This window comes from Pradoshia sp. TA40_28, assembly GCF_059694525.1.
This window is the reverse complement of sequence record NZ_JCATZO010000009.1, coordinates 77971-90721: the sequence shown is the minus strand read 5'-3', so window position 1 is coordinate 90721 and position 12751 is coordinate 77971. Positions and strand designations below refer to the sequence as shown.

At 38.3% G+C, this 12751-nt stretch carries 10 protein-coding genes and 1 riboswitch; of the genes, 8 read left to right on the top strand and 2 right to left on the bottom strand.

The window, feature by feature from the left end:
• The 6 genes from qoxB to AC58NB_RS13085 all read left to right on the top strand — a co-directional run bounded on the left by qoxB (position 1) and on the right by AC58NB_RS13085 (position 5710).
• Complete coding sequence (gene qoxB, locus AC58NB_RS13110) at positions 1 to 1947, top strand: cytochrome aa3 quinol oxidase subunit I (protein WP_497427290.1); 1947 nt, start codon at positions 1 to 3, stop codon at positions 1945 to 1947.
• Positions 1944 to 2540, top strand: coding sequence for a cytochrome aa3 quinol oxidase subunit III (qoxC, locus tag AC58NB_RS13105; RefSeq protein WP_497427289.1), 597 nt, complete (start codon positions 1944 to 1946; stop codon positions 2538 to 2540). The genes qoxB and qoxC overlap by 4 nt, the downstream gene beginning before the upstream one ends.
• 1 nt (position 2541) lies before the next feature.
• A complete protein-coding gene (qoxD, locus tag AC58NB_RS13100) occupies positions 2542 to 2823 on the top strand; it encodes a cytochrome aa3 quinol oxidase subunit IV (RefSeq protein ID WP_497427288.1) in 282 nt (93 codons plus the stop codon).
• A 255-nt stretch (positions 2824 to 3078) separates the two neighbouring features.
• Positions 3079 to 3387 carry a DUF2628 domain-containing protein gene (locus AC58NB_RS13095; protein ID WP_497427287.1) on the top strand — a complete coding sequence of 103 codons (309 nt, stop codon included), beginning with the start codon at positions 3079 to 3081 and terminating at the stop codon, positions 3385 to 3387.
• Positions 3388 to 3628: 241 nt separating this feature from the next.
• Positions 3629 to 4198 carry a TetR/AcrR family transcriptional regulator gene (locus tag AC58NB_RS13090; RefSeq protein WP_497427286.1) on the top strand — a complete coding sequence of 190 codons (570 nt, stop codon included), beginning with the start codon at positions 3629 to 3631 and terminating at the stop codon, positions 4196 to 4198.
• 78 nt (positions 4199 to 4276) lie between these two features.
• Positions 4277 to 5710 carry a DHA2 family efflux MFS transporter permease subunit gene (locus tag AC58NB_RS13085; RefSeq protein WP_497427285.1) on the top strand — a complete coding sequence of 478 codons (1434 nt, stop codon included), beginning with the start codon at positions 4277 to 4279 and terminating at the stop codon, positions 5708 to 5710.
• A gap of 56 nt (positions 5711 to 5766) precedes the next feature.
• Here AC58NB_RS13085 and AC58NB_RS13080 read toward each other — a convergent pair whose 3' ends face one another.
• Positions 5767 to 6699, bottom strand: coding sequence for a TRM11 family SAM-dependent methyltransferase (locus tag AC58NB_RS13080; RefSeq protein ID WP_497427284.1), 933 nt, complete (start codon positions 6697 to 6699; stop codon positions 5767 to 5769).
• A gap of 322 nt (positions 6700 to 7021) precedes the next feature.
• A complete protein-coding gene (locus tag AC58NB_RS13075) occupies positions 7022 to 8839 on the bottom strand; it encodes a carbon starvation CstA family protein (RefSeq protein ID WP_497427283.1) in 1818 nt (605 codons plus the stop codon).
• A gap of 412 nt (positions 8840 to 9251) precedes the next feature.
• On the opposite strand from AC58NB_RS13075, the gene AC58NB_RS13070 reads away from it, so the two are divergent.
• Complete coding sequence (locus AC58NB_RS13070; protein ID WP_497427282.1) at positions 9252 to 10163, top strand: EamA family transporter; 912 nt, start codon at positions 9252 to 9254, stop codon at positions 10161 to 10163.
• A gap of 526 nt (positions 10164 to 10689) precedes the next feature.
• Positions 10690 to 10767: riboswitch (glycine riboswitch) on the top strand.
• A gap of 171 nt (positions 10768 to 10938) precedes the next feature.
• Positions 10939 to 12288: an amino acid permease gene (locus AC58NB_RS13065; RefSeq protein ID WP_497427281.1), complete on the top strand. Its 1350-nt coding sequence runs from the start codon at positions 10939 to 10941 to the stop codon at positions 12286 to 12288.
• The last annotated feature ends 463 nt before the right edge of the window (positions 12289 to 12751 follow it).

The window sequence follows — 12751 nt, the reverse complement described above, 5'->3', positions numbered from 1 at the left end:
TTGGATTGGGATAAATTTATAGTACATGGTGGCCCGTTAATTTATGGTGCAATGGTAAGTATTGTCGCTGTGTCCCTGGCTATCGTTATCGGCTTAACCTATTTTAAGAAATGGCGCTGGCTTAAGGATGAATGGCTCACCACCGTTGATCATAAACGTATTGGTGTTATGTATATTCTCTGTGCATTAGTCATGTTATTCCGTGGAGGTATTGACGGTTTAATGATGCGTGGACAGCTGGCTCGACCAGAAAGCGGCTTCCTTGATGCGCAGCATTATAATGAAGTATTTACAACACATGGCGTTATCATGATTTTATTTATGGCAATGCCATTTATCATTGGTTTAATGAATATTGTAGTGCCTCTTCAAATTGGGGCTCGTGACGTTGCTTTTCCTTATTTAAACGCAATTAGCTTCTGGTTATTCTTTGCCGGAGCAATGCTATTTAACATTTCGTTCGTTATTGGGGGATCACCGGATGCCGGCTGGTCAGCCTACTTCCCACTGGCAGGTATAGAATTCAGCCCCACTGTAGGGAATAACTACTACAGTATTGCGATTCAAATTGCCGGTATTGGGACACTGTTAACTGGTATTAACTTTATCGTTACCATTTTAAAAATGAGAGCACCAGGTATGACCATATGGAAAATGCCAATGTTCACATGGTCTATTCTAATCACTAGCATCATTATCGTTTTTGCATTCCCAGTTCTAACAGTGGCTCTTGCATTAATGATGTTTGACCGTTTGTTCTTTACACAATTTTTCACTATGCAAGATGGCGGAATGGATATGCTTTGGGCCAACCTATTCTGGGTATGGGGTCATCCTGAAGTATATATCGTTATTCTTCCTGCCTTCGGTATATTCAGTGAAGTCATTTCAACATTTTCAAGAAAAAATCTGTATGGCTATAAATCGATGGTATTCAGTATGCTTGCCATCTCTGCTCTATCCTTTACTGTATGGGTTCACCATTTCTATACAATGGGACAAGGAGCTATGGCAAACAGCTTCTTCTCGATTACAACCATGTTAATCGCTGTACCGACAGGGGTTAAGATTTTCAACTGGCTCCTTACGATGTATAAAGGGAAAATTGAAATCACCACGCCAATGCTATACGCTCTAGCATTCATACCAATCTTCACATTTGGTGGAGTCACAGGCGTTATGCTAGCTATGGCAAGTGCGGATTATCAATACCATAATACAATGTTCCTAGTAGCCCATTTCCACTATGTTTTAATACCAGGAACCGTTTTCGGGGTATTAGCTGGAATGTACTTCTGGTTCCCAAAAATCTTTGGTTTCAAATTAGACGAGAAATTAGGGAAAATTGCATTCTGGATCATCTCTATTTCATTCAACGTAACATTCCTTCCTCTATTCGCTTTAGGGCTAAAAGGAATGAACCGAAGAATGTATACGTACTCTGAAGAAACTGGATATGGACCTTTGAACCTTATCGCATCTTTAGGTGCTGTTGGTTTAGCAATTGGTTTTATTGTTCTCGTTTACAGCTTCTATTGGAGCTTCCGTTATGCTCCAAGATTGGCAGGAGACGCAGATCCATGGGGTGGCCGTACATTGGAATGGGCAACAAAAACTCCTGTTCCGGCCTATAACTTTGCTATCACACCTGAAGTGGATTCCGTAGACTCCTGGTGGGATCATAAGAAAGGCACACATAATCTGTTTAAACGACCTGTAGAAGAAATACACATGCCTAATAGTGACTTTAAGCCATTTCTTATGGCTGTATGCTTCTTCTTCTGGGGATTCTTCATGGTATTCAGTATGTGGATTCCGGCCATTATCACGGCACTTCCAATTATCTATCTAATGTTTGCACGTTCTTTCAAGGATGATCATGGATTCCATATATCTGTAGAAGAAATCGAAGAAGAAGAAAGAAAACTGCGAGGTGAGACAAAATGAAAATAGATGCCTCTCAACCATTGGAATATAGTACTGAACAAAATCAGCTTAAAATACTTGGCTTCTGGATTTTCCTTGGAGCTGAAATTGTCTTATTCGCTACATTGTTTACTGTCTACTTTGTACTAGAAAATCGTATAGGTGACGGACCTGCCGGGAGCGATATCTTCGCTCTTAGTGGGGTTTTAGCTGAAACCTTTATTCTTTTGGCAAGTAGCTTTACCATTGGGATTGCTATTCATGCTATGCGTATGGGCATGAAAAAAGCAATGATGGTGATGTTCTCGATTACGCTTGTCCTAGGATTAGCTTTCCTAGGCATTGAGATTTATGAGTTCTTCCATTATGTACACGAAGGAGCTTCCATCCAAACGAGCGGCTTCACATCTGCATTACTTACCTTGCTTGGAACACACGGAGCCCACGTAACAGGAGGGATTCTGTGGGGAATCGCGATTCTGATTCAAATGAGCAGACGTGGAATCAATCACCTTACGGCCAATAAAGCATTTATTTTCTCACTTTACTGGCACTTCCTGGACGTTGTTTGGATTTTCATCTTCAGCTTCGTCTACCTGAAAGGACTGATGTAAAATGGCTAAGTTATTCCCTAAAGAGCATATCATTGGATTTTTATCATCCATCGCTCTAACAGTGGCAGCATTATTAGTTCTTTTCCTGGATGTATCATTCGGATTTAAAATGGCTATTCTGCTAATCACTGCTGGCCTTCAAGCAAGTTTACAACTTTTCCTATTCATGCATATCAATGAATCCAAGGAAAGAAGAACACTATATACCAATATCGTTTACGCCTTATTTGTAGCCGCAGTTACTATCTTCGGTTCCATGTTTGTCTTACTTTGGGATTGGTAAACAATACGACATATATAGGAAACGGACAGGGAATTTACTCTCTGTCCGTTTTTCTTTTTGCGAGTTTTTAAACGTAAAAGATTCACCTCCACCCTTATATCCCCTATTTATCTTTCCTTAATTAAACAGATAGGATATTCATTCAAACTTTATATCATAGATTACCTTCGACCCCTTTAAATGCTTCTATAAACTACCATGTATTCATTCGAGAAATTCTTTTATGATGGAACTATATGAACCAGGAGTGATTGTATGAAAATATCTTTAATAAATAAGGAAGGTAATATAAAAGAGGTTAAGCTTGGCTTTAGTTGGACTACTCTCTTTTTTGGAATTTTCCCTGCTTTACTGCGCAAGGACTATAAATGGGCAGTAATCATGCTTTCAATAGCTATTACAATTAATCTCTTTGCATTTGGATTAGGTGCATTACTAACCAGCAGTATTTTCGCCTTTATCTATAATAAAATCTATATTAAAAACCTACTCACAAACGGCTATCGCCCTGTTTATGCAGCTGATCGAGAAATATTAATTAAGAAACAGCTGTTAGCTGCTTAAAGTTATGATGGTCCCAAATAGCTCAAATTTTGTATTTGGCTTAAGGGACCATTTCTATCACATTCGATCCACTCTTCTCTTTTTCCTTGAAAAACCTGTTGACAACTCAACGACCCACTCTATCTCACACGAAAAATGAATCCTGCAAGGAATGATTGACATAAAATAAAGCCATCTTATAGAATGAAACAGTCACTCATTTATATAGACCAGTCATTATACTTGAAGAGAGGGATTCCATGTGAGTGCAAAAAATGACTCGCGTCAAAAGATTTTAGAGGCTGCTACTCGTCTTTTTAACATACAGGGATATCATGCGACAGGCTTAAATCAAATTTTGAAAGAAAGCGGTGCACCTAAAGGGTCTTTATATTATCATTTTCCAGATGGTAAAGAGCAACTGGCCGTGGAAGCTGTCAATAGAATGGCCGTTCAAATTGAAGATGATATTAAGCTGGCAATGAATAAGTATGAGGATGCTGTGGAGGCATTACAATATCATGTTGATAAAATCGCTCAACATTTCAATGAAAATGACCTTTTTGAAGGTTTACCAATCGGACTATTGGCCGCAGAAACATCCTTAATGAGCGAACCTTTACGTAAAGCGTGCAAGGCTGCATTTGAGGGCTGGGAAACACTTTATTATGACAAAATGATTCAAGATGGATTTGAACCAGAAAAAGCCTACCGTCTAAGTCTGTTGATTAATTCAATGATCGAAGGAGCCATCACCCGCTCGCTTACCAATTTAAATGGCCAACCTTTACTAAACATCTCTAAATGTCTGCCCGATATAATAAAGAAATAAGCAGACAAAGATATAGATTCTTAACAGCTTATTATATAGACTGGTCTAGTAATGCATATAATGAAAGGGGAATACTATTTGAGTAATTATCAAGACACAAACTTAGAAAACAAACAAATTAAGCCACTTCCAATCGTCATTGCTATTATGATTGGTGCTTTTATTGGACTCTTTAGTGAAACGGCCTTAAATATGGCTTTCACAAACATTATGGATGACTTTCAAATTGGGCCTCACGTCGTTCAGTGGTTAACAACCGGCTATTTACTTGTACTAGGAATTCTTGTGCCTGTAACAGCATTGCTTCTTCAATGGTTTACGACCAAACAATTATTTAGCACCTCCCTCATTTTTTCGATTGTAGGAACATTAGTAGGAGCTATGGCACCCAATTTTGAAATTCTACTTTTAGCCCGTGTCATTCAGGCTGTAGGAACAGGTCTCTTACTACCACTAATGACAAACGTTATTATGGTTATATATCCTCCTCATAGACGTGGGACCATCATGGGAATGATGGGGCTTGTTATTATGTTCGCACCCGCTGTCGGTCCAACTCTTTCAGGATTAATAGTAGACAGTCTGGGCTGGCAATCTATTTTTTGGATGTGTTTACCTTTACTTATTTTTACCTTCATATTTGGTCTTTTCTATATGCAAAATGTATCTACTATCACAAAGCCAAAAATAGATATTCTCTCAATCATTCTGTCTTCCATTGGTTTTGGAGGTATTGTATTTGGATTCAGCAGTGCCGGAGAGGGTGCTGGCTCATGGGGAGATCCTGGAGTTCTTGTACCAATCATTGTCGGGGCAATCAGTCTAACCCTATTCTCTTTCCGCCAGTTTAAAATGGAACAACCTATGCTTAATTTACGCGTATTTAAATACCCTATGTTTTCCCTTGGACTTTTAATGGTATTCCTGGGCATGATGATCATTTTATCCTCATCAATCCTATTGCCTATGTATCTAAAGGGCGGACTATTATTATCAGCTTTGGCAGCCGGCCTTGTCTTATTGCCCGGTGGAATTGTGAATGGAATCATGTCTCCAATTACGGGGAAATTATTTGATACTTTTGGACCGAAATACTTAGTTATCCCCGGTTTTATCATAACAACTATCTTTACGTATTTATTCACCAATATAACTACGGAAACCACACAATTAACAGTGATCATCATGCATACTTGCATGTTTATCGGAGTTGCCATGGTCATGATGCCCTCACAAACAAATGGGTTAAATCAGTTGCCAAGACAATATTACCCTGATGGAGCTGCCGTCATGAATACACTTCAGCAAATTGCAGGGGCGATTGGGACTGCAGTAGCAGTCAGCATCATGTCAGCTAGCCAGGCAAGCTATATGGCTGCGGCTGATCCTACTAATCCACTTGCTATCTCTGAAGCTTTGACAGCGGGTGTTCAAAACGCCTTTCTGTTGGCGTTAATTGCGTCCATTATCGGATTGGTAGTATCCTTCTTCATTAAACGAGTAGATGTTTAAAAGTGAATAAAATAAGAGGGTGGCAAATTAAAATGCCACCCTCTTGTTTTATAAATCTAAAAACATAATAAAATCTCTCTCGTAAATCCTGTCTTTTTTGCTTCACATCGGTCCTGTATGCTTAATCCAGCTTCCTTTATCATGCTATCAATCCGTTCCCCTGTCACAACTACTACTCTGTCTGCGATGCGATTTGCATGCTTTAAAATCGACAATTGTTCTCCAGGAGTCGCTGTATGGCATAAATTATAGGGTAAATCTACGATAGCTGCATCATAGTGCTCCGTAACTTCCTCAATTGCACCTATTTTAATATCACAGCTATATCCAAAATGAGCTACATTTTCCCTGGCTCCGATAGCTGGCAATGGCTTGATATCACGTCCACAAATCGTAATTCCCATTGATAAGGCTTCTACCAATACATTTCCAATGCCGCAACAGGGGTCAATCGCTTTGATACCATCTGGATTGGGAACTGCAATATTAACAACTGCCCTTGCCATTCTAGTACTGAGAGCTGTCGAATACTCACGTGGTTTCTTTTGATGATGCAACCAGACCGCTTCATTTTTTTCATAAATACCTACATACCATTTCCCTCTGCAAGTAATAATGCCAAGAATGATATCTGGCTTCTCCAAATCAGCTTCAGCCTGGATTTTCAATCCAATTTCTCGTTCAATCTCTCTTCGACGATTGAAGCTTACTTTATCCTCTAAATCATTCGTTTTCACAAATATCGTTTTAAATGTCTGATCTGGGAAGGATAACTCGCCTGCCTTCAGATAAATCGTCTCCAAGCTGTCCCCTTCAATGAGAATCTCTATTCTTTCCCTGATAAAGGGGCTTCTGCTTGGATTGATTTTCTTTGGGCTTTTAAATACGAGATCTTCAGGATTCGAATTAAACAGTGCCCTGAATTCCATTTTACATAGAGGTTCATCCTCTGAACTGCATCCATACGTGTAGATATAAATTGGCTTCACCAATCCTATTCCTTATATTCTTTTGAACAATCAATTAAATAGATTAACAGGCTTATTATAAAGTATTTTGATAGGAAACGAAAATATCATACATATAGTTCATCACATAAAGTAATCTAAAAAATGATTATTGAAGTAGATTATAAATGAAGAGGGTAAGTAACCCTTAGGCCATTGGATGTAAAAATCGCTGTGCTCCTGGTATACAGAAGCATGTATCCTATCCAGAAATCCCCAACGCTTTAATGAATTATTTCTTTTAAAACATATAAAAAACAGGTAGAGAAAACTATTTGTTCCTCTACCTGTTCTAATTTTAATTTTACATATGATTATGCAGTTCATTCTCTGACTGCTTGATTAATTTTGCTTGTGGAATTTTGGATAAATTAATCCACTTAATGATGGATGCCACCATAATGACGAGACCCAATCCAAGCATGATAATAGAGAGAATACCATTTAAGACATTATATCCTCCGGCATCAGGATTTAGATAAACATTCTTAACCATCCAGTAGCCCCCGACATTAACCGTTACATATAGATAGGCCAATGGAATTAAACAAGTTAGCATATACCAACGTTTCTCTGCTATTTTCAAAACAACGGTGGCTCCTACTATCAATCCTATGGAGGCCATCAATTGGTTGGAAACCCCAAACAGAGCCCAGACGGAACTGATGTCTCCAGAGAATAATAGATACCCCCAAATAAAGCAGGCCAGTGCACTAGCGAAAATATTAGCTCCGACAGAATCTGTTCGCTTAAGCGGTTTGATAAAGTCTCCAAAGAAGTCCTGGATAAGATACCGGGCCACCCTGGTTCCTGAATCAATAGCCGTTAAAATAAATACCGCTTCGAACAGGATTACGAATTGATAGAAGTAGGAAGCTAAGTTTTGGAAGAATGGTACACTGGTAAAGATTTCTGTCATACCAACAGCAAGTGTTACTGCTCCACCTGTTCTTCCCTCTAAGTCCATATCTACCGCTTCTTCCAATCTGTCTAAATGGACTGTTTCCATTCCTAATGTTGAATAGACTTCAGGTGTAGAGTTGATGGCAAAATAATCTCCAGGTTGAAGGGCAACGGCCGCAATCAATGCCATAATAGCCACCAAACATTCTACTAACATTGCCCCAAAAGCTATACCTTTGATATCTCTCCAACGGCTAACCATTTTAGGTGTAGTCCCTGACCCAACAAAAGCATGGAATCCCGAGATCGCTCCACAAGCTATCGTAATTGAAATAAACGGCCAAACCGGACCGGCCACGATTGGACCTCCACCATTAATGAAATCAGGAAGAATGGCCGGGAACTCAACAGAAGGGTTAACGATAAATACTCCAATAATAAGTGCAGCAAAGACGCCAATTTTCATAAATGTACTTAAATAATCGCGTGGTGCAAGCAACAGCCAAACAGGAAGAGCTGCGGCGAAAAATGCATAGACTGGTAAAATAATAGCAAGAGTGCTTTTTTCAAGTGTTAAGAAATCGCCTAACCACGTCCCCTGAATTTGGGGTCCAAAGAAAATAGCAGCCATAATTAACATAAATCCAACCGTCGTAGGAATTTTTAAGTTTCCTGTTTTCTTATGATAGATTCCCACTAACATCGCAATCGGTATTGTAATCCCTACTGCAAATGTCCCCCACGGGTTTCTTTCCAGTGCTCCAAGTACAACCAATGACAAACCTGCCATCGTAATCGTAATAATGAATAGCATGGCCAAACCCGTACAAAATCCCGCTACAGGTCCAAGCTCTTCTTTTGCTACCTCAGATAATGATTTACCATCCCGGCGCATAGAGGCAAAAAGAACAACTGTATCATGAACAGCTCCCCCGATTACAGCTCCAACAAGTAGCCAAATCAGTCCAGGCAAATAACCAAACTGAGCTGCCAGAATCGGACCAACTAACGGGCCAGCAGCAGCGATGGCTGCAAAATGATGCCCAAATACTACCCATTTATTCGTTGGCACATAGTCCTGTCCATCCTCAAACTTTTCTGCTGGTGTTGGTGAATCATCAGATAACTTCAAAACCTTGTTTGCCATAAACGTCCCATACAGACGGTAGGCGATTAAAAGGATGCAGATAGAACCAATCACTATTGTAATCGCATTCATTTTAAAGTTCCCTCCTCTTATTATGTATTTATTAATTGGGGTTAAATTTTAGCCGCCACCCTCCCTTGTTTTCAAACTTTTCCATCCCCTATTAAATCATCCACTAGCATTTTCATTATATTGTAAAACTTAGGAAAATTAAAAGAAAACCCTTTCTTTATAGAGAAGATTCATTAGGTACGATTTTATCCTTTAAATACCTTGACACGCTTTAGGAAGAAATTATATTCTTGACTTTGTGACTCTGTTAATGTGCAGGATTACTTAGCACTTCTCTCCGTTTAGCGGTAGAGATCAGTCCTTCTATTAGAAAACAAAATTTCTTCCTGGTCTTTATTCCTATTCGGAGTTCTGCAAGCCTATTAAACATCAACAGTTCTAAATTAGAAAATCTTCAACAAGGAGAATCATTATGTGGTTTATTTTTTCACTTCTAACAGCTTTGGCGTGGGGTGGCGCTGACCTGTTTTACAAAAAGGGGTCCGACAGCAATGACAAGTACAGCCATATAAAAATCATTATCATGGTTGGTCTTGTCATGGGAATTCATGCAACTGTCTATATGATTATCAAAGATATACACTTTAGTCCAATGGATATGATTCATTATTTACCTGTATCTGCTTTATACATTCTATCCATGGCATTTGGTTATATTGGTTTGCGCTATATTGAATTATCCATCGCTTCACCAATACAGAATTCCTCAGGTGTCGTAACAAGCATTCTACTCTTCATCTTTTTCACTCATGAGCTGAGTATCCTCGAAGTGCTTGGAATTATCATCATTACTCTTGGGATTGTCGGGATTGCCGTTCTAGAAAAAAGAGCAGAAGATGAAGCTCGTCGACTGAATTCCGAACATATCGATAAAAAATACCAAATCGGCTTTTTAGCCATCATCTTTCCCATTTTATATTGCATTATTGATGGGCTTGGTACATTTGCGGATGCCGTCTATTTAGATGAATTGATGTTAATCAGCGAAAACTCAGCATTGCTTGCGTATGAATATACCTTTTTCATATGCGCAGCTGTATCATTTATCTATCTTCGTTTTATCAAGAAGGAATCCTTCCATGTATTTAAAGAGCGCGATAAAGGGTTGGCAGCCATTTTGGAAACAATCGGGCAATTCTTTTATGTTTTTGCCATGTCTTCAGGAAATGCCATTATTGCGGCACCATTGATTGCTTCTTACAGTATCTTTTCGATCATCTTGTCACGGATCTTCCTAAAAGAGAAGCTGACCAACAAACAATATATGATTATCGCGGTTGTCATATTTGGTATTATCCTGCTCGGCATTGCGGATGAATTGTAGATTTAAAAAAGTATGTAATTCCGTCCTTGTACGGGCATATCAAAGACCAAATCTTCATTGATTTGGTCTTTTTGTTATGCTCTCCTACCCTTAACTATAAAAAGGAAATTATTCAGCACTCCCCCTCTGAATCTGGTATTCTCTTTTGATTTCAAATCCCTTGTTTTGTAATTAATTTGATTCATCCTTTGGTAATCAAAAAGTCTCATTCTATTTAATAGATTTAGACACAATCCCTCCCTTCTTTTTTGTCTTATATAAACTTTTTAATCAATTCACCTATATTTTATTTACATCGTTCATATTTTAGAATGGTCTTTGAAGTTTACGTTTACTTTACAACGACCTCTATCATCATGGTTTTCATCAGATTAAATAACTACCTGCAATATATTTGACAACAAATTAATATAGTGATAGCATTTTTTTCATATCATATTTTCAGAATTGTGTTAATAAGATAACATAATCTCGATTAGATAATTTAATAAAGCACGCTTTGATCGCTGTGGATAAAACTATGGTGGGAGCAGCTTCTGGAGAGACTGTATTTATACAGCGCCGAAGGATTCACAATCTCAGGCAAAAGGACAGAATGATAACGATTTTTGTTATTCTAGCCCTTTTAGAGATTGGAGACAACCAATCTCTTTTTTTATTGTCCAATATCATTAGTGAGGTGAGACATAGCATCTAAATAAAAAGAGAAAATGATAGATATCTATTTTACTAGGTGCCTGTTTTAGACATCTAAGATTAAACGGGGGCATGCAACTTGGCTAAGCAAGAGTTAAAAAGAGATTTAAAAAATCGTCATGTACAATTAATTGCAATTGGGGGCACAATTGGAACCGGCTTATTTTTAGGCTCCGGCAAATCCATTCATTTAGCCGGTCCATCCATCCTATTTTCTTATTTAATTATTGGAATCGCCTTATTTTTTGTGATGAGAGCATTAGGAGAATTACTTTTATCCAATTCAGGCTATACGTCCTTCATAGATTTTGCCGCTGATTATCTCGGCCCATGGGCTGGATTTGTAACTGGCTGGACGTATTGGTTCTGCTGGATTATGACGGCCATGGCCGATATTATTGCTGTTGGGTTATATACGCAATACTGGTTTGATATCCCGCAATGGGTGCCTGCCATCATCTGTTTAGTGATTCTATTAGGATTAAATCTATTAACCGTCAAACTATTTGGTGAGTTGGAATTCTGGTTTGCGATTATTAAAGTCGTCACTATTGTTGCTCTTATTGTCGTAGGAATCGTACTGCTTGTGATTGGATTTGAAACAGATAGCGGAACTGTTTCTGTTTCTAACCTTTGGAATCATGGCGGCATGTTCCCGAATGGAATATCCGGGTTCTTACTATCACTGCAAATGGTTGTCTTCTCCTTTGTAGGTGTTGAACTGATTGGTGTATCTGCTGCGGAAACAGCTAATCCGCGAAAGAACATTCCATCTGCGATCAACAAAATACCGGTACGGATTTTGCTGTTTTATGTAGGTGCCTTGTTTGTTATTTTATGCATCAATCCTTGGGATCAATTAAGTGCAACAAGCAGCCCATTTGTAGGTGTCTTCGCCTTAATCGGTATCCCAATGGCGGCAGGTATTATCAACTTTGTTGTATTAACATCCGCAGCCTCTGCTGCAAACAGCGGTTTATTCTCAACTAGCCGGATTATGTACAACTTAAGCAATCATAATGAAGCACCAAAAAAATTCAGCAAATTAAATAAACACCATGTACCAAGCAATGCGTTAGTAACTTCTACAATTGTCGTTTCTGTCGGTGCACTGCTTAGCAAGCTACTACCTGAGCAGGCCTTTACAATCGTTACCACTATCAGCGCTATCTGTTTTATTTGGGTATGGAGCATTATCCTAATCTCTCATATCAAATATGTCAAAACGAGACCTGATTTAAGAGCTTCAACTACATTTAAAGCCCCATTAACACCAGCTATAAATTATGTGATACTGGGTATGTTTACTTTCATATTAATCGTGATGCTCTTTGCTGCGGAAACACGTTTACCTATGCTGTTGACACCATTCTGGTTTATCTTATTGATTATCTTATATAAATATCAGAAAAAGAAAAGATTAAGATAATAGCTCATTAATAAAAATGCACTCTAATTGTTAAGTTTGATCAAACAATTAGAGTGCATTTTTATATATACCCTATATGAATGAACACTTATTTAAGAAATAAAGCAGTCAGTGACTTAATGAAAATTGAGCCCAGCACGATACCAAATTAAAGTTAAAATAGTTCCAAAATCTATTTTCTTTATTTATCATTCTCCAGTGTCTCCTTATTCTACGGTATATTCACTGTGATAGGATCAAGATCAACTGTATCTAAAATGAATTAAAATCAAATTCCAGAATGGCATGATTCATATCGAAATTAGTGATTTTTTGAACGATATCCCCCCATATACAACTTCTCCACTTAAATCAAAATACCGATGTTAAATACTTTTTCTATGTATTAATCCCTCTTAAATCCAAAAAAAGGGATAAAAAAAGCAGCCTTACATCCAAATGAATGGAATGTATGGCTGCCAAA